Source organism: Nostoc sp. (genome assembly GCF_036917435.1).
Classification (GTDB): Bacteria; Cyanobacteriota; Cyanobacteriia; order Cyanobacteriales; family Nostocaceae; genus Nostoc.
On record NZ_JBALDM010000056.1, the window covers coordinates 147,816 to 172,007 of the forward strand.

General features: G+C 41.4%; 17 protein-coding genes. 9 read left to right on the top strand and 8 right to left on the bottom strand.

The window, feature by feature from the left end:
- Positions 1 to 128: 128 nt before the first annotated feature.
- From V7K98_RS27205 to V7K98_RS27220, 4 genes are all read left to right on the top strand, one after another.
- On the top strand, positions 129 to 1,808 hold the full coding sequence (locus V7K98_RS27205) for a mechanosensitive ion channel family protein (RefSeq protein WP_442940448.1): 1,680 nt from the start codon (positions 129 to 131) through the stop codon (positions 1,806 to 1,808).
- A gap of 122 nt (positions 1,809 to 1,930) precedes the next feature.
- On the top strand, positions 1,931 to 2,887 hold the full coding sequence (pip, locus tag V7K98_RS27210) for a prolyl aminopeptidase (protein WP_335027651.1): 957 nt from the start codon (positions 1,931 to 1,933) through the stop codon (positions 2,885 to 2,887).
- Positions 2,888 to 3,176: 289 nt separating this feature from the next.
- Positions 3,177 to 3,818 carry a DUF4232 domain-containing protein gene (locus V7K98_RS27215; protein ID WP_335027653.1) on the top strand — a complete coding sequence of 214 codons (642 nt, stop codon included), beginning with the start codon at positions 3,177 to 3,179 and terminating at the stop codon, positions 3,816 to 3,818.
- 101 nt (positions 3,819 to 3,919) lie between these two features.
- Positions 3,920 to 4,711 (top strand): GH25 family lysozyme, encoded by a 792-nt coding sequence (locus V7K98_RS27220; RefSeq protein WP_335027655.1) that lies wholly within the window; start codon positions 3,920 to 3,922, stop codon positions 4,709 to 4,711.
- A 475-nt stretch (positions 4,712 to 5,186) separates the two neighbouring features.
- On the opposite strand, the gene V7K98_RS27225 is transcribed toward V7K98_RS27220, so the two are convergent.
- Both V7K98_RS27225 and V7K98_RS27230 read right to left on the bottom strand, forming a co-directional pair.
- Positions 5,187 to 5,630: an NUDIX hydrolase gene (locus tag V7K98_RS27225; RefSeq protein ID WP_335027657.1), complete on the bottom strand. Its 444-nt coding sequence runs from the start codon at positions 5,628 to 5,630 to the stop codon at positions 5,187 to 5,189.
- A gap of 415 nt (positions 5,631 to 6,045) precedes the next feature.
- Entirely contained in the window at positions 6,046 to 7,005 is a 960-nt protein-coding gene (locus V7K98_RS27230) for an RsmB/NOP family class I SAM-dependent RNA methyltransferase (RefSeq protein ID WP_335027659.1), read from the bottom strand.
- 219 nt (positions 7,006 to 7,224) lie between these two features.
- On the opposite strand from V7K98_RS27230, the gene V7K98_RS27235 reads away from it, so the two are divergent.
- Complete coding sequence (locus V7K98_RS27235) at positions 7,225 to 8,646, top strand: DUF2157 domain-containing protein (protein WP_335027661.1); 1,422 nt, start codon at positions 7,225 to 7,227, stop codon at positions 8,644 to 8,646.
- 281 nt (positions 8,647 to 8,927) lie between these two features.
- Positions 8,928 to 9,638 (top strand): GDYXXLXY domain-containing protein, encoded by a 711-nt coding sequence (locus tag V7K98_RS27240; RefSeq protein ID WP_335027663.1) that lies wholly within the window; start codon positions 8,928 to 8,930, stop codon positions 9,636 to 9,638.
- Between the two features lie 329 nt (positions 9,639 to 9,967).
- Here the strand turns inward: V7K98_RS27240 and V7K98_RS27245 are convergent, their stop codons facing one another.
- Entirely contained in the window at positions 9,968 to 10,375 is a 408-nt protein-coding gene (locus V7K98_RS27245; RefSeq protein ID WP_335027710.1) for a universal stress protein, read from the bottom strand.
- Positions 10,376 to 10,464: 89 nt separating this feature from the next.
- Here V7K98_RS27245 and V7K98_RS27250 point away from each other — a divergent pair, with 89 nt between their 5' ends.
- On the top strand, positions 10,465 to 11,667 hold the full coding sequence (locus V7K98_RS27250) for a phosphoglycerate kinase (protein ID WP_335027666.1): 1,203 nt from the start codon (positions 10,465 to 10,467) through the stop codon (positions 11,665 to 11,667).
- A gap of 145 nt (positions 11,668 to 11,812) precedes the next feature.
- Here the strand turns inward: V7K98_RS27250 and V7K98_RS27255 are convergent, their stop codons facing one another.
- The 3 genes from V7K98_RS27255 to V7K98_RS27265 all read right to left on the bottom strand — a co-directional run bounded on the left by V7K98_RS27255 (position 11,813) and on the right by V7K98_RS27265 (position 19,973).
- Positions 11,813 to 15,487 (bottom strand): DUF4347 domain-containing protein, encoded by a 3,675-nt coding sequence (locus V7K98_RS27255; RefSeq protein ID WP_335027668.1) that lies wholly within the window; start codon positions 15,485 to 15,487, stop codon positions 11,813 to 11,815.
- A gap of 608 nt (positions 15,488 to 16,095) precedes the next feature.
- Entirely contained in the window at positions 16,096 to 18,246 is a 2,151-nt protein-coding gene (locus V7K98_RS27260) for a serine/threonine-protein kinase (RefSeq protein ID WP_335027670.1), read from the bottom strand.
- 26 nt (positions 18,247 to 18,272) lie between these two features.
- Positions 18,273 to 19,973, bottom strand: coding sequence for a serine/threonine-protein kinase (locus V7K98_RS27265; protein WP_335027672.1), 1,701 nt, complete (start codon positions 19,971 to 19,973; stop codon positions 18,273 to 18,275).
- A gap of 189 nt (positions 19,974 to 20,162) precedes the next feature.
- On the opposite strand from V7K98_RS27265, the gene V7K98_RS27270 reads away from it, so the two are divergent.
- The gene (locus V7K98_RS27270; protein WP_335027674.1) at positions 20,163 to 21,677 is read left to right on the top strand and encodes a phenylacetate--CoA ligase family protein; all 1,515 of its coding nucleotides are present in this window, start codon (positions 20,163 to 20,165) and stop codon (positions 21,675 to 21,677) included.
- On the opposite strand, the gene V7K98_RS27275 is transcribed toward V7K98_RS27270, so the two are convergent.
- The gene (locus tag V7K98_RS27275) at positions 21,612 to 22,088 is read right to left on the bottom strand and encodes a hypothetical protein (protein WP_335027676.1); all 477 of its coding nucleotides are present in this window, start codon (positions 22,086 to 22,088) and stop codon (positions 21,612 to 21,614) included. The two genes, V7K98_RS27270 and V7K98_RS27275, sit on opposite strands and share 66 nt — an antisense overlap.
- Before the next feature lie 313 nt (positions 22,089 to 22,401).
- The gene (locus tag V7K98_RS27280; protein ID WP_335027678.1) at positions 22,402 to 22,989 is read right to left on the bottom strand and encodes a Uma2 family endonuclease; all 588 of its coding nucleotides are present in this window, start codon (positions 22,987 to 22,989) and stop codon (positions 22,402 to 22,404) included.
- Positions 22,990 to 23,142: 153 nt separating this feature from the next.
- On the opposite strand from V7K98_RS27280, the gene fni reads away from it, so the two are divergent.
- Positions 23,143 to 24,192 (top strand): type 2 isopentenyl-diphosphate Delta-isomerase, encoded by a 1,050-nt coding sequence (fni, locus tag V7K98_RS27285; protein WP_335027680.1) that lies wholly within the window; start codon positions 23,143 to 23,145, stop codon positions 24,190 to 24,192.

Below are 24,192 nucleotides of genomic sequence, written 5' to 3' on the forward strand. Positions count from 1 at the left end.
TCAACTAGCATCAAAATTTCATGATCTCAAAGCAAAACCCCAACTTTAGATAGGTACATCTATCCAAAGTAATTACGCAGGATAGTTGAAGTAATGAATTAGTAGATTTTACTGAAGGAGGTGTTTGAGTGCGTTTTCAATTTTTGGCGTTGGCTTTGCCCGCCGTAGGCATCGCCAGTTCAATGGCCATAGCCGTTGTATCTGTGCCAAAAGCCACAGCCCAGATTCCTTTATTACCTCAGTTACAAGCTCCCAGCAGCGTCAGTAATGATTCAAATGATAGACTTGTCACAGGCTGGATTTATTTAGATGGTCGCCGATTATTTCAAATAGCTGCATCAAAAACCAACTTTCCTGAGCGTTCAGAAGATATTCAAAAGAAGTTGGATAAAATTGGTCAAAATTACTTTCAATCACCACAAAAAACAGCAGTCAAGGTAGAAGTTCGGAAAGTCAACGAATTACCAGTAATTTATGTCAACGGTCAATATCTGATGACCGTTACCTCTGAGGATGCTGGACTGCGACAAGTAGATATATCCACATCAGCAAATCAAGTCGCCGAATCGTTACAAGAAGACTTGCAAGAAGCAAAGCAAGAAAGACAAACTCAATCTTTAATCAACCAAGGTAAAATTGCTGCGGGCACAGGAGTGTTAATGGTGATTATGAGTTTGGGTCTATATGGTTGGCAAAAACGTTCCCAAAAAGATTCAGATTCAGTCAATCCTGTCCCCTCCCAACTCCCCAGAGAACTGCTAAACTCTCCAATCTCACCAGCAGCAAATCAACCAATTACAACACAACTAAATCAACAGCAAAAGCAGCATCTTCAAGAAGTAAAAAGACGATTGTTTCAGTTAAGTCAAGCTGGAATTTGGGGAGGTGGAAGCTTTTTTATTTTGGGTCTATTTCCCTATACACGAGCCTTTCAGGTAGGAATTCTCACAGCAGCCCAATTTCCCTTGAGATTAGGTGTCGTGTTCCTGGGAACCTATGTAGCGATCCGTTTGACCTACGCCTTAATTGAACGTTTCACCAGCACTCTGGTCATTAGTGGTACTTTCCTAACCCCAGAAAGTTCTGAACGTCTGCAACTGCGAGTTTCCACATTTTCTGGTGTGACTAAAAGTATTGCTACTCTGATCTGGGTAGGAGTTGGTATCTTACTAGCGCTGGTGTCATTGGGGATAGATATCGTTCCCTTGCTAGCAGGTGCGAGTTTAGTAGGTGTTGCAGTGTCTCTAGCCTCGCAAAACTTAATTAAAGATGCGATTAATGGTTTCCTGATTATTTTAGAAGACCAGTATGCTTTAGGCGATGTGATTAGTGTGGGAGACGTGGGAGGTTTAGTAGAAAATTTGAATCTGCGGATGACCCAAGTGCGGGATTCGGAAGGGCGCTTAATCACAATTCCCAATAGTGAAATTAAAGTTGTAGCGAATCTTTCCAGTCGTTGGTCACGAGCCGATTTAACGGTTCCCATCGCCTATCAAGCCGATACAGAAGAGGCTTTGAAGTTGATTGAAACAGTTGCTTTTGAGATGAATCAAGAATCCCATTGGCAGCGTCAAATTTTGGAACCGCCGCAAGTTTTGGGAATAGATCAATTTGGCGATCGCGGTTTGATTATTCGTGTATGGTTTAAAACACAACCCCTCAAGCAATGGGATGTAGCACGGGAGTTTCGCCGCCGTCTGAAAATTGCTCTAGACAAAGCTGGAATTTCCATTTCTGTGCCTCAACAAGCAATTTGGGTCAATGACGATCACTTGTTAAATTTTCAGCAGAATGGCAAAGCTAATTAGAAATGTGGTGGTCAGATCCCCGACTTCTTTAAGAAGTCGGGGATCTTGTAACCCAATGATGTAGTTTTTCAATCTATCCATATCTAGTCTTTCCTGTCAATGCGTAATTCCTTATATCCTACATGCGAGAACTTTACCCAGCAATCGAACCTTACCGAGAAGGCAACTTACAGGTTTCTGAACTTCATACCATTCATTTTGAAGAGTCAGGAAACCCCCAAGGTCAACCCATCGTTTTGCTACATGGCGGCCCTGGTGGTGGATGTCCACCTTTTTATCGGCAATATTTCCACCCAGAAAAATGGCGGATAGTGATGTTTGACCAGCGTGGTTGTGGTCAAAGTACACCCCATGCTGAATTACGCGAAAACACCACTTGGGATTTAGTTAGTGATATCGAAAAACTGCGCCAACATTTAGGTATAGAAAAATGGGCGGTTTTTGGTGGTAGTTGGGGTAGCACTTTATCATTAGCCTACAGCCAAACCTATCCCTCTCACTGCACGGCATTAATTCTCCGTGGGATATTCATGCTGAGACAAAAAGAGTTGCGATGGTTTTACCAAGAGGGTGCTAGCTATATTTTTCCTGATGCTTGGGAAGAATATATCAAACCAATTGCGATCGCAGAACGTGATGATATGATCGCAGCATATTACAAACGCTTGACCGATCCAGATTTAGAAATTCAATTAACAGCAGCGCGTGCTTGGTCAATTTGGGAAGCTAGTACCAGTAGACTTTTTTTAGACCCAGAACTCATGCAAAAGTTTGGCGAGAGTGAATTTGCTTCAGCTTTCGCACGTATTGAATGCCATTATTTTATGAATAAGGGATTTTTGGAAACAGAAGATCAATTACTCTTAAATGTAGACCGTATCCGCCATATTCCGGCTGTAATTGTTCAGGGACGGTATGATGTGGTCTGCCCAATGATATCAGCTTGGGAATTACATCGCGCTTGGCCGGAAGCCGAATTTATAGTGGTTCCTGATGCGGGGCATTCGATGAGTGAACCGGGAATTTGCAGTGCTTTGATTCAAGCAACAGATAATATAGCAATCCTAAATCATTCGTGAAAAGTTAGATCCCCGACTTCTCCAAGAAGTCGGGGATCTGGACACCGCGAATTTTCACAAATCAGATAAGATTGCTATATTCACCCTGTACATTAGACATCTGGTAAAAATGAATGTAGAGACGTAGCAGTGCTACGTCTCTACAAGAGTTGTGGATAACACATATTTAATTACTGGAGATATTTATTACAGTCCTAATATATACATAACAACGCTAACGGTTGTGAAATTGGAAACTTATACTGTATATGAAGCATCAATGTAAGTAGTTCACTACAAAAAAAGAGATATGCGAATTCCAATTATAGAAAGCAGTATGTTCTTGCTGCTGACTGCGGTAACAACTGGCTGTGTCGGTTCCTCCTCTATTACCAAACAGACGCAAGCCTTACCAACAATCACTCAACAGCCCACGAAAGAAGCTGTGTTAACCTCAACACCTACACCGACTGAAAAAACTACAGACAATTCTACGCCTGAACCCACTATTGCCACGAATCCGACGCGCTGTGAAACTAGCCAATTGTCAGTGCGCCAAGTCTCCAAAGAAGGTGGCGTTGGGAATGTTGCTCTTACCTACGCCTTCACCAATAACGCCTCATCCCCTTGCACCCTCAACGGTTATCCAGGATTGGCACTACTGGATGCAAAAGGACAGCCTTTGGAAAGGGTTAAAGTTATCCGCTCAAAAGACACTTACTTTTCGAGTAAGCAACCTCGACAACAAGTAACTTTAGATCCTGGCAAACAAGCCTCATTTCAGATAGCATATAACCACATCAGTTCCCCAGAGGAAAACTGCCCAATTTCTAGTAAGATTGAAATCACGCCTCCCAATGCTTACCAGCACTTAACCCTCACAGAAGAAATCAAGCCTTGTACAGGCAAAGTCAGAGTGACTACTGTGCGACTTTTTGACACTCAACCCTAGTAAATATTCTGTAATTTACTCAAAGACCCAGAAAAAGCATAAATTTAATCAAAGCCTCTGATAAGTTCGGTATTGTACTAATCAAAAAGGTTAAAAATTTTATGGAAGGAATTGATGTTGCCGATCAAGATGGCAGAGTTGATTGGACGGCTGTAAAGAACTCTGGTAAAACCTTTGCGTTTGTCAAAGCTACAGAAGGAGTTAGCATTAAAGACTCTTCTTTTGCTCATCACTGGCAGACCATGAAAACTGTAGGTATTATTAGGGGTGCTTATCATTTTTTTCACCCCCATACATCTGATCCGGTTCAGCAAGCGAAGGAATTCTTAAAAACTTTGGGGCAATTAGAACCCGGAGATTTACCACCAGTTCTGGATGTAGAGGTAACTGACAAAGTAAATAGCCAAGCTGTAATTAATGCAGCCAAACAGTGGTTAGCAGAGGTAGAAAAAGCCCTTTTACAACAAACAAAAAAACCAATTAAGCCAATCATTTATACCTTTCCCAGCTTCTGGCAAGAACTTGGCAATCCATCTGATTTTGCTAATTATCCATTATGGATTGCCCACTATGGAACCCAGAACCCAAGTATTCCTAGTGCTTGGCAAGAGCAATACTTAATCCATCAATATGCCGGTGATATCTCTGGTGTAACTGGTGTTAGTGGTCGAGCCGATTTGAATAGATTTAATGGATTGCAGCTAGGAGATTCTGGGCTAAGAGTAAAACAATTACAACAGCAATTAAAAGATATTGGATTATATACCGATGCTATTGACGGAAAGTTTTCTGATTCAGTCAAAAATGCAATTGTTAGTTTCCAAACATCTAAAAAATTGCAAGCTGATGGAATTGTCGGTATAAAAACTTGGATAGCTTTACTCTGGATTTAGAACAGATAAGTCTACTTATAGCATATAGCAGTTCTCGGTTGAGTGAGATACACCCGTATGGGCACAGCAGTGCTGTGCCCTAACACTTGGCGATTAATGTTGTACTGCATCTGAATGGGAACCGCTATAGTGAATAGACATAAGTAGGTAGGCGTAATTAAATATAAGATGAAACCTCACCCTCAATCCCTCTCCTTACTAAGGAGAGGGAAGCCGGAGGCAGGGTGAGGTTTTATATTTAATTTGACCCACTTACTTAAGTAATACTTTACGTCTAATGTTTAGTTATTTTGACTAGCGAATGCAGTTTTTTAATTAGTATTTATTGAAATTCACTCACGTTGCTTTGAGGGGTTTTCAATAAGTAGTTACATGTAAATAAATTAAAGTTTCTAGTAATGACTTTAGTCCTGGTAAAATTTTTATGATAAATCGCTGACTACAAACAAGTATTTTTAGTGGTGAATTTCTATATCTAATTAGTATCTTGTAATGCACAAAAGTGAGATTTTACCTCGAAAAAACCTTTCAGTATCCGTTTGAGTGAATTAAACTTAATCCATCTAATGGCTGTAGCCACTTCTACCCACTGCCGGTTTCTTTTACTAGCTTCTGGATAATCTTCACTCAGCATCTCAACTGGTAACAAATACATCTGGACTCGGTAAATTTTGCCTCCTTTGCGGTACTTGTAAGTTCCCAGTTCATTCGCGTCTACCTGTCCAATCACCCCTGCTTCTTCCCAAGCTTCTTTGGCTGCTGAAGCGGGCGGACTCATACCATTAGGAATATCTCCTTTTGGAATCACCCAGTGTTGAAGGTTACGGGTTGTGATTAGCAAGATTTCAACTTTGCCATTGTTCACTCTATAAGGAATGACTCCTGACTGTTTAAGCACTTTGCTGAGTTTTCGACTCATGTAATTTGCATCCTGTATGATTTAGCTTTTCTGTCTAATGTTTATTTCAAAAAGTCTAACTCTGATACCGGATAAATCTTGGTTAAATTTAGGTTAGGAAAAAATTAAGGAGAATTTAATTATCCATAATAATTAATTATTGAAAAATTTTTATTAATGTCGTCATCTCATTTGCAGGTAGAACTTAGAAATGTCGAAAGAGTAAGTGGGCGAGAATAAATAAAACTATGTTGTGAAATATAAAATTAATTAAAATTTAATTAACTTGAGCGAATAAGACAAAAGTAAAAAGCTAAAGAATGAATCAAGAAAAATGGTTTCAAGCCCCTTTACATCTACGAGACACTAGATGTTGTGAAAGGTACTTCCCGATCAAATCCCCAAAATTTATTTATGGGGATTATCTTTTTACTTCTTAAGTTTTTAGATTTTGGTAGATATACAGCGAAGATATTGTATTTAAATCCACTTCTTTTTGCTCATATTCATTAGTATTTTGAAATAATACTGTAAATGCACCGGCACCTAACCTATCTTGAGGAAACATCCGATAACAAGGCATTGTAGTTAAATGCGACTGATATTTAGCTAAACTACTAATTTCCATTGCCTGAAAATGGGGAAAGCGTTCTAATAACCATTCACAAACTTGCTCATTTTCTTCGGGAGAATATGTGCAAGTCATATAAGCTAAATAGCCTTGTGGGGAAACAAGTTTAGCAGAATTAGCTATAATCCGCTTTTGCCGATTTGCACTTTTATTAATAGCAGTTGGGTGAAAACATCCGGGTGCTTTTTCACCTTTAGCAAGTAAAGATTGTCCAGTACAAGGAGCATCTACTATTACTAAATTGCTAGAGCAATCAAACATTTCGGCAAATATACTCGAATCTCTATTAACCACTACACTAGGACTGATTTGGCAACGCTTCAAATTAGAAATTAGCATTCCCAAACGTTTGCCAATTACTTCATTACTGATGAGCAAGTCAGGTTGTAAAGCTTTCCAGGCAAAGATACCTTTACCTCCTGGTGCGGCACACATATCAAAAACTAAACGCACTGATTGAGGAATTGCTAATAAAGTAGTAGCTGCAAATACTGAAGAGAAATCTAAACAATAGAAATACCCTTGTTGATGCAAGGGATGCTGACCAGGTTTTTCTCCCAGGTATAAACGATCTATAAATTCTGGTTGCCAATAGGTTGGTGTTTCTACTGCTAAAGAAAAAGTTTCAGGCTTTTCTTGACACCAAAGAATACTAGGTGAAAAAGACTGAGGATTCATTAAAGCCTCAATAAACTTTTCTTGTTCATCGAGATTAGTGAACAAACGTCGTGAGACTTTAAGTAATAAATTAGAAGGTTTTTCCATCTGAATATATAAAGTACCAATTTTAAATTATATGGAAACCAAGATGTAACCTGACCTTCCTAATTACGAATTACGAATTACGAATTAGGTTGTATCAAAATCCAAATCAAACTGTTACACAAGAACAATGTAATTAAGGCTTTTGGCTTCATACTCAAAATATAATGACCGCCATTCAGAACGCAATGGCCAAGCTACCCCACTGCACCGGAGAAGGTCATGTTGTTAGATAGTTTTCCGCACAAGTTACGCAAAGAAGCACAATTATGGAGGGATGAAGGATTAATTAGTTCTTCGCTGTATGAGCAAATAGCAGAACGTTATCAATTTAAAAACCTGGAAGCTGCTGCACGCGATCGCAATAAAGCAATCGCGATCGCTGTAGGCAGCATCCTTTTGTGCTTAGGCATAATTACCTTTGTATCAGGAAACTGGCAGGGAGGATCGCGAGAAGTCAAATTTATTCTGATGATGAGTTTGTTTTTTGCGATCGCTATTACTGGTTTTTACACCTGGATAACACCTGAAGGGAAGAAGCCGCAAAAAAGTAAACGCTTACTGGGAGAAGGGTTGCTCATTTTAAGCGCCTTGATTTTCGGCGCAAATTTACTGCTGATGGCCCAAATGTTCAATATTGCCGGTTCAACTTCCCAACTTTTTCTCGCCTGGGGGTTGGGTGTTGTGGTGATGGCCTTCAGTTTGTCGTTAAATTCTTTAGGAATTCTGTCAATTATTCTCGTGGAAATCGGGTATTGGACGGGATTAGAAGACTTGTGGTACGCAACCGGAGAGTTAACTTGGTCGCGGCTAGTAGTGCAGCATCTACCCTTGTTGGCATGGCTAGTATTTGTCCCCTTAGCCTACTTCTGCCGATCGCGCTGGATTTTTGGTCTAGCAGCCTTTGTATTTGCTAGTTCCTTACAAGCTAACCTTAATCCCCTGCCACTGCTAAATTATGCCGATATAGCCCCTTGGGTGGCATCTTTTGCTTTCACACTCCCACCTGCATTATTCTGGAGTTATGACGATCTGCTGTTTCCAACCATAAATTACAGGTTATTTCAATCTCTGGCCCGTAATTTAGCTTTGTTAAGCTTCGGCGTTGTCTTTTACGTTCTGTCTTTTCGTTGGGTTTGGGAATCTCCAAATTATGGTTATAATCAACCAACGAACGTGACAAACTTATTCCAGTCTCTGCCGATCATCGATTTGGGGATTCTCAGTGGCTTGGCGGTATTGCAATGGTTATTTCTACTGCGTCAAAGAAATAATCCTCCGCGCCGCGAAGTGATTTTCACAACTGCTGTTATTGGTACCTTTCTTACCTTTATTGCAGTAGCACCTTTTTGGCATCAAACTGTCAGCCGAATTGATGAACTTGGTGTTTTTATTTTCAATGTACTTCTAGCAACATTAGCCTGGGGACTAATTCAAGAAGGATTGAAATTAAGCAACAGAACTTCCTTTTGGGGCGGTATGCTGTTAGTAACACTGCAAATTATCAGTCGCGTGCAAGAGTACGACACCGACTTACTTTTCAAGTCCCTAGTCTTCATCTTGTGCGGTTCCGCTTTAATTAGCGCTGGACTCTGGTTTGAACGCCGCTTACCTGGTGGCTCTAGCTCTGCAAGTAAGAAGTAGTGTAAAGGATGAAAGAATTCAGAATTCAGGAGTCAGAATGGGCTAAACGCCCCGCTATCGCTAACAGGAGTCATAATTCAGGGAAAGCCCAATCATAAAGTGATGGAGTTTCAATATTGATGATTTTTTTGCACTCCTAACTCCTGTATAGACGCGATTAATTGCGTCTCCTAACTTCTTCTGAAATCTCTGTGCTTCAAAGTTTTTAAAGTTTCTCTGCGTTAGTCCTAATCTCGTTACTTTTAACCTCTTCAATTCTTTTGCTTTTTAGGACTACGCTCATGACTAATAGTTCTTCTGAATCTAAAAATAAAACCTTGTCTCCCGAAGCCGAGTTCTCTAGTAAAGTGACTTTTCGGGATTACTTGATTGCTACTGAACAAAAATCGAATAAGCCCTTACCTTTTTGGCGGTTACTAGCTCCCCTGGCGCTGCAAACAGGGTTAATTATGGCAGTACCAGCCCAAGCCGTTTATACAGATGTCACAGGTAAGACAGTGATTTTACAAACCGTACCTGTAGACCCAAACAATGTATTAAATGGTAATACCTTAGCGCTAGATTACAATATATCCCGTCCCTCAAATTTGAGTAGATTACCTGGTTGGCAAACATTAGTCAGCAAAGGTCGGGGAAGCGGCAGAAGATTGCCTGAAGGAACCAACATTTATGTGACCTTGCAAGAGCAACTTTCCATTGGTAGCGGTGTTCCTAGAGCTTGGAGACCGTTACGAGTCAGTAGCGATCGCCCCACAACTCTTAGAGCCAATCAGGTAGCCTTAAAAGGTGTTTATCAAGATGGTTCTGTTAACTACGGCTTGGAAACATATTACATCCCAGAAAACCAACGCCAGCAAATTAGCAATGATTTGCGAACTCAACGCGCCCGCAGAGGACAAGTACCCCCCATTGTGGTGAAAGCGAAGGTAGATCCACAGGGTAAAGCAGTCCCAGTTAGTATGTGGGTGCGCGATCGCAACTATCGCTTTTAGGCTATTTTAGGCTATTCATTGATGTTGACATCCTCACCGACCTAAAGGCGCGGTGATTCTGGAGTAATGAGTAATAAGTAAATACCCATTTTTCATCCACTCATTACTCATTACTCCTTACTCCTTACTCATTACTTTAAAGCATTGCGTGAAGCACGGGGCTTTAGACCCAATTCTTTGGTAAATAGATCAGTGTCGTAGGGGCAATTCATGAATTGCCCCTACGACGGATCTGGTTTTTCAAATCATCTATACTTGGTCTTTCCTGTCAATGCGTAAGTCCTATTAGCGATCGCCCCACAAATTTACTAGTATTCTAAAACACACTACTAAGGCACAATCAGCACTGGACAAGGGGAAAGGTTAATAACGCGGGTGGTAACACTATCATCCGCTCCCTCTTCAGTCAAGCCTAGCCCCCGACAGCCCATGATAATTAAATCAGCCCCGATTTCATCAGCGACATCGCAGATAGTAAAAGCTGGTTTACCTTGCCTTTCCAAGATTTCAGATTGAATTCCTTGCCCAGAAAATAAAGATTGGGCATTTTCTAGCAGTTTAGCAACTACCTCCGGTGACACCATCGGATCTGCACTAGGCGCATCTTTTGGCGGTTCTTCTACCACAGACAGCAGCACCAAGCGACTGCCATACTTTTTGACTACGTTGGTTACAACATCAGCAGCTTCCCGCGTTTCCCGGCTTTGATCGATAGGAAATAATACTGTCTTAAATATATCTGTCACTTGGGTACCCCTGACTCCGGTAAAATCTTGATGGTTCTACTTTCAAAACAATAACAAAAAGGCAATTAGGAGAGTTTGGTGTGTCCAAAAAAAGTTTAGCAAGTTTATCTTCGGCTGATATCTCTGGGAAACGTGCCTTAGTGCGGGTTGACTTTAATGTGCCTGTGGACGATCAAGGCAACATTACTGACGATACTCGCATTCGAGCCGCTCTACCAACCATCAAGGATTTGACGCAGAAGGGTGCTAAAGTCATTCTCGCAAGTCATTTTGGCCGTCCCAAGGGTGTGGATGACAAATTACGCCTAACTCCCGTTGCCAAGCGTCTGTCTGAGTTACTGGGGCAAGAAGTCATTAAAACTAATGATTCCATTGGCGATGAAGTTGCAGCTAAAGTTGGCGCGTTGCAAAATGGCCAAGTGCTGTTACTAGAAAATGTCCGTTTTTACCCAGAAGAAGAGAAAAACGATCCAGAATTTGCGAAAAAATTGGCAGCTAATGCTGATTTCTATGTAAATGATGCTTTTGGGACTGCACACCGCGCCCACGCTTCTACTGAAGGTGTGACTAAATTCCTCAGCCCTTCTGTGGCTGGATATTTGGTTGAGAAGGAATTGCAATATCTGCAAAACGCTATTGAAAATCCCCAACGTCCTTTGGCGGCAATTATTGGCGGTTCCAAGGTTTCCAGCAAAATTGGCGTGATTGAAACCCTGCTGGAAAAGTGCGACAAGCTAATTATCGGCGGTGGGATGATTTTCACCTTCTACAAAGCCCGTGGTTTGAATGTTGGTAAGTCGTTGGTGGAAGAAGACAAGCTAGAACTAGCGAAGTCTTTGGAAGCTAAGGCTAAGGAACGGGGCGTTGCTTTATTGCTGCCCACCGATGTGGTGTTAGCAGATAACTTTGCCCCTGATGCCAATTCTCAAACCGTTAGCATTGAGAATATCCCCGATGGTTGGATGGGTTTGGATATTGGTCCAGACTCGGTGAAATTTTTCCAAGATGCCCTTGCAGATACCAAAACGGTAATTTGGAATGGGCCGATGGGTGTGTTTGAGTTTGATAAGTTTGCAGCAGGTACGGAAGCGATCGCTCATACTCTAGCAGAAATCGGCAAAACTGGCACAACCACCATCATCGGCGGTGGTGACTCAGTAGCGGCTGTGGAAAAGGTTGGTTTAGCAGACCAAATGAGCCACATTTCTACTGGTGGCGGCGCTAGTTTGGAGTTACTTGAAGGTAAGGTATTACCTGGAATTGCAGCTTTAGATGATGCTTAATTAGGGACTGGGGACTGGAGACTGGGGACTGGGAACTGAAGAACGGAATAAAGTGCAAATTATTCCCGATCTCTTGTTACCTGTCACCTTTCCCCAATACCCAATACCCTAACCTTCTACATAAGAAAAATATATTGATTGAATCTTAAATTGTCGTTGTCAAATTAACTTTGATAATCACATCATTGAAATCCTTGTCGCCACCATTTGGCAAATCCTCAAAGCCAAAGGTGTTACTTCCTAAGAGGCGAATGTGATCCGACCGATCGGAATTAGCACCTAAGAATGGGAAATAAACCGCCGGAGCATTAGAATTGTTATTTAAAACCGCATCAGGTCTACCATTAACAATGATAAAGGGGGCAAAAATAGAACCAGGTGCGAAAGTACCAGTGGAAGTAGCAGTACCTTGGTTACTCACACTCAAATCAATACCAGCAACTCGACCACGCATAGCAGCCTGAGTATAACCAGCCTGTCCCGTGAGAATATCAGCCTTACCGTCGCCATTGGTATCGATCCCACCATTTTCATCAGTCACCTGATAAAAGCCGACGTAATTGTTGTAAGCCGCCTCTCTGTAAACGTTAAATTCAGCTTTCACTGATTGTTTGACATCTCGCAAATCAATCACTTGTCCTTGATATTTACCTTGGAGATCCGCACCCAAAGGTAAAGGTTGATTTGTCTGGGTAATTTTCACCACTAAATCATTAAAATCTGTGGAACTGTTACCAGAAGCACTCTTCCAAGCTAGAGAGAAACTATTGTCACCCAAATCTGCAATTTTTTGGGTTGAGACACTAGAAAACAGTAATTTACTGATGGAGTTAGGATTACTGCGTACAGAATCAAGGCTACCGTCTTGGACTAATAAGAATCTAAAATTTTCACCAGAATTCAATTCCAGCAGTCTACTCAGATTATTAGGTTGAAAGCCTTTAGGGGTATTAGCGATCGCAGATAAAATTACCTCTGAGCGATCTAAGGCAGCTTTGGCATAACCTTCAGCACCAGGAGCAATACCGTTAATTGTACCTTTATCATCATCAACAGTAAATAAAGCCAGTTCATTCACCAGTTTAGAACTGTTACCAGTGAGTTGAATTTGCAGTGTGGTTTTGACATCCTGACTAGTGATGTTGAAGACATCATCACTTGGTTTAGTGAGACGGCTGGGTATTTCATCACCATTCTTAATATTAATAGTCAATAACTTATCAAAGGTGAGACCACCATCATCAGTAGTGCGGACGCGGATTTTGTAACTAGACTTAGTTTTAAAGTCTGGAGAATTGTTGATTTTGAGGGTATTGCCATCAATGGTGAAGGCATTATTATCAGTATCGTCATTTCCGGCAAATAAGCTGTATTTGAAATGATCGTTTTCATCTGGATCGATGGTACTGAATGTGCCGATGACGGTGTTGGCTGGTGCTTTATCTTTGACATCAGTCTTATCTAACGCCAAATCTGTGGGTGCCTCATTGACATGGTTGATGGTGATGGTTAATAGCTTCTGGTAGGTAAGTCCACCATCATCTTGAGTCTGCACCCGGATGTCGTAAGTCGATTTGACTTCAAAGTTAGGGGACGCATTGATTTGCAGTTGATTCCCGTTAATGGTGAAGGCATTATTATCACTATCACCCTCGCCAGCGACTAAACTGTATTTGAAATGATCGTTTTCATCTGGATCGATGGTACTGAATGTGCCGATGACGGTATTGGCTGGTGCTTTATCTTTGACATCAGTCTTATCTAATGCCAAATCTGTCGGCTTGTCATTGATATTGTTGACATTAACAACAAACTGGCGAACAGTGACTTTATTACCATCACTGACATTGAGACTTATTGTAGCTTGACCATATTTAGTCGCAGCAGGTGTGACTTTGACAGTGCGATCGCTTCCTGTACCACTAATTACAATACTGTTATTGGGGATTAAATTTGGGTTGGATGAGCTTGCTGTCACCGTCAAATTATTAGCAGCAGTTTCCGAGTCACCAATGCTAAAAGGAATTGCATCTGTGGCGGTATCCTGATTAATGGTTTGGTTGAGAATATTACCGCTAGTAGTAACTTTGACAAATGCCAAGTTGCTATCCGTACCGGCTGATGGTGTATCATCTCCCAAGAAGAGGAAATTCGGTTTTTCGTAGACATCAGGTATGGGAGATGGTGCGACAGAAGCAGTGTAATCCCGTACTCTACCTGTCAATTGGGCGACACCATCAGCAAATAGGGTGTAGTAATCGCCCAAAACTGCCAAATCGTAATTTACCACTTTTGTAGTGGTGTTGAAATCTACTCCTTCGGCTTGGGTGAATAGGGTTTTGTATGGATTAGCAGAAGTATCAGGTTCCAGAGCCGGATTTATTTGTGTTGTGCCGTCATCCTGGGCAAAAATCCGGGTAGTAAGGAAACCTAATTCAATACCCTTTTTGTCTTTATCCAGAGCAATGACGCTAAACCCAGCACGATCTGGTTTGCTATCACTATTCTTATCGGCACTTGCAGCTAAAGTTTGAGAATTTACCTTTAACCCAAAGGAGACAACAAACCCAGCATTTCGATCAAGGGTGGGGAAGAGATTATTTAAAGGGTTAGCGCTTAAAGATGTTCCACTGATACCGTAGTTTGTATAACCAGCATAGGCTGTCTTACTAGTTACAAGATTAGTGACACCACCTGTAGCGGATGTAGTGGCACTAGCATTGGGTAGCAGAATCTTTTGATAAGCAAACCAAGGTGCATTTGGAGCTGCATCTGATTCTTCAGGTTTTTTACCAGTGCTACCATCGTAGAGAAATAGTGTAGTATCAAAGCTGGGTGCATCGTTGACAGCAGTCACTTCGACTGTTTTGGTGACAGATGTACTTTTACTTCCAGCGTCATCGGTCAAAACTATTTCTATGATCCGGTTAGCGGTGGTAGGATTTTGAGAAGTGTTAGCAAAAGTAATATTACGTACTAAAGCTTGAGTTGCTGCTACGGTAGCGTTAGTATTCAGGTTAATTACTAAACTGTCAGTACCAATGCCGCCACTAAAGTTACCAATTTTGGTGTTGCCGTAATAAATTTCCCTACCATCGAGGTTAATTTCAGTTGCGCCGGTACCTTGATTGCGAATACTCAAACGATCATCTGCTGTCCCCCCACTGGTAAAGCGAACTGTGAGATTACCTGTATTGAAGTTGGGCGAGTCAGTATCGGTGACAGTTGCACCTAAATCTAAAACAGTTGCGGCGGAGTTTTCAGTATAAGAAATACTACTACCAGGTAGAGAGAGGGCAATGTTAGGAGGAGCCATCAGCACGGCGGTGTATGCTGACTGCACTACTTTTGAAAATGCCAAAGGCGACTTAATCAAACCCGTCGTGACTTCTAAGTTCCAATCTCCTCCAGCCGCAGCACTGCCGGTTAAGTTATTAGAAGCGGCAACATTTGCTCTTGTTAACTGACTCAGCTGCTCAACAAATGCAATTCCTTCCTCACCTTGAGCGACATTACACCCATACAGCAAAATATCCGCATCTTCGGTAAGCGCACTTTGCCAAACCTGGAACTGACTTTCATGGCTTTGTAATTCGGAGCGGCTTAACCAGCCATTGCCTAACTTTAATCCACCAGACTTTCCGTGGGAGACAATGTGAATGGCACTAATCTCACTGTGGGTTTCCAGAATCTCGTTAATTTGTTCAACCCCACTGTTGTCACTATCCAGAATAAATACTTTTGACTGGATGTCTATTCCTTTGATGAGGCTTTGTTTGTCTTCAACAGCTGCGTCAATAAAAACAAGAGACTGACTCATAGTTCTACTTACTTAAGTTTTGAAAAGTTGTTGGAGAATTTAGGGCAGTTAATAGGATTGGTGAGCGGTTGCTATAGCTTTAACCTCTCGCAAATCCTATTGTTGGCATACTGAATAATTAAGCACTAAGCATATATAAAAAATTCATAATTAAAGTTCAGTAAAATTACGGCTTTATAGCAGTTCTTACTTGAGTGAATGACTCAATTTCCCCACTCGCAACCCCCTAAAAGCAAGTGAGGAGGCAGGGTGGTTTCATACGAAAAAAGAAAAATACATAAGTCTTGATTTCCCGTTTTGCAGCGTGGCTTTTTACCCCTCTCCAAATCTCTCCCCGTTGGCGTTAGCCTGTCGTCAGACAAGCGGAGAGAGGCTTTGAAACTCAGTTTTTCTCTGCTTGTATGAAACCACCCTGCCTAAAAGCAAGTGAGGAGGGAGCTATTTAGTGATGCAATAGTCACACCACCAGAATTTGCTGATGGTTTCAGTGAAAAGCTAGTAATCTTACACCACAGCTATCAAGTCAACGAGCATCAATAAGCGATCGCTTCTACCCCTGTAACTTCTTTCTCAGTTATGGTTTACCAGAGTCAGGTTTTGTCTAATTCTTAATTCTTCTGGGGCGTTGTCTCAGCAGTAGGTGTCGGTGTAGATTCCGGTGTGGGGCTTTCGCTGGGAGTAGGTGTAGGCGTTGTCTCAGCAGTAGGCGTGAGAGTTTCTGTGGGCGTTGGCGTTGGTGTTGGCGTTGGTGTTGGCGTTGGATTTTCCGCCGTGATGGTGAGTTGATAATCTAATGGTTTCGATGCTGTGGAAACCACAACAAACTCGTAAAATCCGTTTTCTGGTAATTTAGTTGATAAACTGCGTTTGCTAGAATCTTCTAAAAATTGGATTTTGCCAGAGGGTGAATAAACTGATAACAAAACTTGGGAATTTGCTTCTAGTTTCAAGTCCAGAGATTGATTTTTAGCAAGTCCAGCAATGAATACTTTACCGCTACCAGGTTCTAGAGTACCGTTGACTGTTTTGCCAGTAGCGCCGGTATCAAAAAGAAGCTTCTGGAAAGCGCTACCAGCAACGATCGCACTAAGTTTATCGCTAACAAAACCGTACCAAACTTGTCCAATGGGCTGAACTCGAAAATCTTTACCACGCTGTTCAGGGAATACACTTAAAAAAACAGCATCTCCCAAATCATACAAAGAACGACTACCAACGTTAATTTTGTTGACTTCTACTCTCCAGCGATCGCGTTCAGCACTTGTATAAGTTCCCAGTTGTCGGCGTGCATTTGAACTTAGTGGCGCTAATTTTTCCAGCAATTCTGACGCTGTTTTATCCCATTCTGCCCGCAAACCCTCATCTTCAGGGCCATCGCTAAGAGTGCGTCCTTTTAAGCTGGGGTTTTTATCCCAAAAAACTTGATTTACCAAGTTTACGTAGAAGCTAGAGTTAATCCCCAACTGTTGACGGCGATCGCTTAATCTTTCTTTGCGTTGCCGTTCTGCTGGTGAATATTGCGCTAAAGGATCGGTTGCTTGGTTATTGGTTGGAATTGGGCTAGCTGTGGGAGTAGGTTGAACTTCCCCGATATTATTGCGACTGCCATTCACTCCCCATAAAATTAATCCAACACTACCAGCGATCGCTGCCGTTAAGAGGAAGGTTTTTGTTGGTGTCCACGAAGAGGGAGGGGGGGATGAGGGAGATGAGGAAAATGAGGGGGATGGGGGAGAGATGGCGACGGTGGCAGATGTGGGTTGTGGTGGTGTGGGATATTGAGTTGGAGGAAAGTTAGTTGGGGGTGGGTTGAGGGCTTCGAGTACTTGACGGACTGATTGATAGCGATCGCTTGGCCTAGCAGATAGCATTTTATCTAATACCTGTGCCAAAATCGGACTCACGTTTACTTCCCGTCGCCACTGCCAGGTTAGATTATAGGTATCAATTAATTCTTGTGCCTGTTTCCCTGTCAGTAAAACCAACATTGATGCAGCCATTGCGTATAAGTCGCTGTGGGGAGATACTAACCCAGTTTGCATCTGTTCTGGGGGTGCAAATCCTACCTTACCTAATAGGGTTGGTGATGGGGAAGATGCAACCATGCCGGGTTGGTAATATTCAGAAGCTACGGTTGCTACTACTTGTTTGACACCGCCAAAATCAATTAAAACTGGCAATTTGTCAACAGTGCGAAGCATTAAGTTATCTGGAGAAATATCTCGATGAATTACTCCTAGTGAGTGGATATATTCCAACACTGGCAAAATTTGCTGCAACAATTGGCGTATTTCAGCTTCTGTAAAGCGCAAACCTTGCTGTAACCGATTATTTAATAAAGAATTATAAGTTTCCCCTTCTACATAATCTTGCACCAAAAACAGATATTCTTTGCCCCCTAAGTTCAGCCGAAGCAGTTCACGGAAGCGGGGAATTTGGGGATGTTGCAATTTATAGAGAACACTCGCTTCTCTCTCAAACAATTCTTCTGCTTTTTGGACAACGTAAGGGGTTTGAACTTGGGGGGAAAATTCTTTTAAAACACAAAGTTCGCGGAAACGGTTGACATCTTCAGCTAAATAAGTGCGCCCGAAACCACCCTGGCCAATTTGACGCACAATCACATAGCGATCGCCTAAAGTTAGTCCCGGTTGGATACTATAACTCATGGGTTGATCCAATAATTTTTCACCACACTGGAGACAAAAGCGACTACCTGGGGAATTTTCATGTCCTTTATAACAATATATTTTGGTCATTTGTCAATTCCCAATTCCCAATTCCCTTACCTGCCAGATTGTACTTTACTGACTTGATCGGCTGCGATCGCATACCAAATTTGACCGAAAGTTGGTTGATTCAGTTTTCCACGCTCTTGATCGGGAAACAACCGATCAAATTTTTCATTTGTGTCTTTGGTCAACTGATCAATTGTATAATCCCCGAATTGCCCCGATCGCGCTTGTCGTCTCCATGTATCGTAATCTTTTTGACTATATTTACCTAATTTTCGACGAGATTCTGTACTGAGTTTAGCCTGTTCTATTTTATTCAATAAATTGTCAGCAATACCAGACCATTCATCTCGTAAACCAGCATCTTCAGGTTTAGATGTCAGGCTACGTCCCTTTAATTCTGGTTTTTTTGTATAAAATAAATCATCTACGAAGGGAATAAAAAATCCTTCAGTAATTTCTAGCTGTTGGCGACGACTGATAATTTCCTGGAGATTAGGATTTTTCCCTTTGTCGCTGACTGGTTTACCGCTCGGATTTGGGAAGTGGGGAATTTGCGGTAATGAAATTGATGGAATAGTAATTGAAGTTACACCCCGAATGACTGCATTTACCACTGCTAAAGTCCCTGCGCCAGTTAAGACAACTAAAGCTGTCCCACCGAGACTAATTACAAAAGGACGAATCCAAATTGGTAAGGATGTCGGTTTAGCAATAGCTTGCGTTCTATTCTGGAATCTACTCACAATTGCACTGGCGCGTTGTCTTCCCGGAGCAACTACCATCGTTTTAATCTTGGTGGTAATATAATTGCCAGGTGATTTAGTTGCAGTTGATGATGGTAAATCTCTGAGGACTTGCTCGGCTCGTTGGTAGCGATCGCTCGGTTTATAAGCCACCATCTTTTTTAACACCGCTTCCAATTGGGGACTAACTCTGATTTGTTTTCCCCATCCCCAAATTCCCTGATAGCTATCGTATAATTTTTGTGGTTCTTGCCCTGTGAGCAATACCAGCGATGTAACTGCTAAAGAATATAAATCACTACTAAAAAATGCTTTACCCTGCCGTAGCTGTTCTTCTGGTGCGTAGCCCTTTTTACCTAGTAATGTGTTGTCTCCAACCAACTTAGTCCGCCAAAAACCTTGAGAAGCAGGTAATTGTTTGACACCACCAAAATCAATCAGCACTGGTAGATTATCAGAACGCCGCCAAATCAAATTATCGGGAGAGATGTCACGGTGAACTACATCTTGCGAGTGGATGTAAGATAATACAGGTAAAATCTGTTGCAGTAGGGTGATTACTTCTTCTTCACTAAAAGTCTTTCCTTGACTCTCGCGTTGTTCTAATAATTGGTAATAATTATCACCATCCACATAATCTTGTACTAGAAAGAAAAAATCTTTAGTGCCTATTTTCACTTGTAGCGAGGCGTGAAAACGCGGAATCTGTGGATGATGGAGTTTTTTCAGAACATTTGCTTCTCGCTCAAATAACTCTTTAGCTTTTTGTAAATCTTGTTGTTCTTGTACTTGGGGTGCAAATTCCTTCAGCACACAGGTTTGATGGGATTGACTTATATCCTCCGCCAAATAAGTGCGTCCAAAGCCACCCTGCCCTAAATGACGGATAATTTGATAGCGATTATCCACAACCTGTCCCACAGCAAGAGGTAATGGTTCACCACAATGGGTACAAAAGCGGCTACTACCATTATTTGTGTGTTGTTTACTGCAATAAAGCTGCATGGTGCTGAAGGATAAATTAAGGTTTTATTGAATAGTTACAACGCGGATACCCTCGTTTTCGGATATCCTACAAATTACATTAGCGACACGAGAAAGCGAGTCTTTGTTCGCTTTTAGCGTCTCGTAGAGAGCGTCATTACGAATTATTTTAACGGTGTTGATTCTACTTCAGGATAAATAACAAGCGTCATGAACCCGAAATCAAGACAGCAGGAAGTAATTAAAGCATTTGAAGATTTCTTGTCTACCCCCCTAGAAACGATACTGCAAAGGCATCTCAACACCCAAACTTCGGCAGCTTTAACTTTATTTCATGATGTGGCAACTAGTGTACCTGCCTACAAGGAATTTTTAGCAGAAAGGGGAATTAATCCCGCGACTATTCAAATCTTAGAGGAGTTTCAAAAACTACCAGCGATCGCTAAACAAAATTATATACTGCGTTATCCCTTAGCTGACTTGTGCCGCAATGGGCAACTAGAAGCGTGCGACATGATAGCTGCTTCATCAGGTTCTAGTGGTAAACCGACATTTTGGCCTCGTTTTTTCACAGATGAACTCCAAATCACCACACGCTTTGAACAGATTTTTCACGATGGTTTCTATGCAGATACCAGACGTACCCTCGCTGTAATTTGTTTCGCTTTGGGTACTTGGGTAGGTGGAATGTTTACTACTAATTGTTGTCGTTATCTTGCTAGCAAAGGTTATCCCATCACTGTAATTACTCCTGGTAACAACAAAGAAGAAATCTTGCGAGTTGTTCAAGAACTAGGTTCAGCATTTGAACAAGTGGTGTTATTGGGATACCCGCCATTTTTAAAAGATGTCATTGATACTGGTATCGCTCGTGGTGTGGAGTGGCAGCAATATCAGATTAAATTAGTGATGGCGGGAGAAGTATTTAGTGAAGAATGGCGGAGTTTAGTTGCCCAAAGAGTTGGTTCACAAAATCCTTGCTATGACTTTGCATCACTTTACGGCACTGCGGATGCAGGAGTTTTGGGTAATGAAACGCCGTTAAGTATCTGCATTCGCCGTTTTTTGGCAGAAAATCCTGATGCAGCCAGAGCTTTATTTGGGGAATCGCGTTTACCCACGCTAGTACAATACGATCCCTTCACTCGCTTTTTTGAAGTTCACGATGGCGAATTGTTATTTTCAGGAGATAACGGTATTCCCTTAGTGCGTTATGACATTTTAGATACTGGCGGGATAATTAGTTATGATGCGATGCTGGAATTTTTAGCAGAATGGGGATTTAACCCCCTTGAAAATCTGCGTTCTGACACTCAACAATCACCTAGAGGTATTCATCAATTACCTTTCGTTTATGTCTTCGGCCGTTCTAACTTTACAGTTTCTTACTTCGGTGCAAATATCTATCCAGAAAATGTGACGGTGGGATTAGAACAACCAGTAATTCAAGAATGGGTGACGGGTAAATTTGTATTGCAGGTGAAGGAAGATGCAGATAAGAACCGATTTTTATCTGTGGTTGTGGAGTTAGCACCAGGGGTAGAGGGTAGTGAAGATCAAAGACTTGCGATCGCATCTTCTATTCTTTCACAACTACTACGCCTAAATAGCGAGTTTGCTAATTATGTTCCCTCAGAATATCAGACACCACAGGTTGCATTAGCGCCAATGGGGGATTCCGAATATTTCCCGATTGGGGTGAAGCATCGGTATACCCGTCAATAGTACAAGACACGATGAATCAGGAATCAGGATGAAGACGCGATTCATCGCGTCTTCTTCTTGTTTTTGAATCGCGTCTTCTTCTTGTTTTTGAATCGCGTCTTCTTGTGTTTGATTAATAATCAGAATCCCGTGAATATGATTAGGCATGATGCAAAACGAATCTATCTGACAATTAGAAAAATGATTAGGAATCTCGTACCACAATTTCTGAACAATATCTCCAATTGTTGATAACTGGATTTCACTCTGCACAACCTCACCGAAAAAGCATTTCTTACCATCGGTACAAATAGTAACGAAATATCCGGCATTGCTAGCATAACTCCATGCTGGCAAACGTGTTGAATCAATTCGATATTTACCTTTGTATTTAGGTTTGTTGTTTTTTGGTTGAGGATCGTAATTATTCATGATTACTTTGATTGATACAAAAACTTATGCAAGTATTGCCTTGCATTTATGTAATTGCCAACCCAAAAAACTCGGAATTATTCCTACCTTGTAGAGATGCGATTCATCGCGTCTAATCGATGAGTCGCGGCGATCAAAAAAACGATCGCATTTGTGTTCTGTTTACAATATCTATTTTACTAGGGGCGATCGTATTTACTGGGTTTAGATAAATTTACAAAACGCATAAAATACGCGAATACAAGACGCTATAAATCGCGTCTCTACAAGGGGGTAATTGATGGTTAAAATGTTTGAATTTTTAACTCCTATTTTATTCCTCAATCAACTCAAAATCAACTCGTTCATAAATTTCTCGCAAGCTAATTTTAAAATCAATAGAATCTAAAGCTAAAACTGCCTCTTCACCTTCATACTCCTTAAAAATCCATTGACCTTCTGCTTGTTTTACAAATTGTTCCACAGCAAAACTATACTGGTCAATCATAATATATTCCTGAAACCCAGGAATAGAACGATAATATTTAAACTTGTCTGTTTTGTCATAATTTTTAGTTGAATTTGATAAGACTTCAACAATTAATAAGGGATTAGTAATAATTGTTTTACCTGTTCCCTCATAAATAGGCTTACCTTTGATGACCATAACATCAGGATAAGTATTAATGCGATAACGAGGTATTGATAATTTAACATCGCCTATATATATGTTATAATTTTGTCCTTGCACTGTCAGGGGAAACCTTTTATAAAAATTACCTGCAATGTTGTTGTGGTTAGTTGTTCCACCTGTCATGGGTATAATTTCTCCATCTTTGTATTCATTTTTATATTCAGCCTTCTCTTCTAATTCCAAATATTCTTCTGGGGTGTAGTAGCGCTTTTCTGTTTGTAAAACCATATTAATTAACTCACAAAATGGGAGAATGAGTATGTTATCAATAGCGTAACGTACCCTAAAGAAAGGGGAAATAAATATTTTTGTCGTAAAAATATGATTGCAGACAATGTAACAATAGCGATCGCAAGTAAACTCTTTTAGTTATATTCACCAGTGAACGCCCCTACCAACATCTCTGCACAAACTCAGAATCGCAAAGCTGATCACATTCGGATCTGTTTAGAGGAAGATGTTCAGTCTCATCAAATCACCAATGGACTGGAACGTTATCGTTTTACCCATTCTTGCTTACCCGAACTGAACCACAACGATATTGATATCAGTACAGCTTTCCTGGGAAAACACCTTAGCGCACCCTTGTTAATTTCTTCCATGACTGGTGGAACAGAACAAGCTGCAATCATTAACCAACGTTTGGCCCAAGTTGCGCAACGGTACAAAATTGCAATGGGTGTTGGTTCCCAGCGAATAGCAGTAGAAAAACCCCAGGTGGCTGATACTTTTGCTGTCCGCAAGTATGCGCCCGATATTCTACTATTTGCGAACCTGGGGGCTGTGCAACTTAACTATAAATATGGCTTAGATGAATGTCTGCGGGTAGTTGATATCTTAGAAGCTGATGCCCTGATTTTACATATTAATCCTCTACAAGAGTGCATTCAACCCAAAGGTGATACTAATTTCCGTGGTTTGCTTGACAAGATATCTGATTTATGCAGCAAAATATCAGTGCCAGTGATTGCAAAGGAAGTTGGTAACGGCATTTCAGCAGCGATCGCTAGCAAACTCATTGCGGCCGGAGTAGCAGCAATTGATGTTGCTGGTGCGGGGGGTACTTCTTGGGCAAAAGTGGAAAGCGAACGGGCCGAAAATCCCTTACAACGTCGCTTAGGGAGGACGTTTGCCGATTGGGGTTTACCGACAGCAGAGTGTATTACAACAATTAGAGCGATCGCTCCTTATGTGCCCTTAATTGCTTCGGGAGGTTTGCGTCATGGATTGGATATTGCCACAGCGATCGCCTTGGGAGCAGATATAGCTGGTTTAGCAATGCCTTTTTTGCAAGCAGCAGCAACATCAGAGACAGCAGTAGCGGAACTGGCTGAAGTATTAATCGCCGAAATCACCACAGTCTTATTCTGCACTGGCAACACCACCTTGTATCAGTTAAAGCACTCTGGCAGTTTACAGCGCATAGAATAA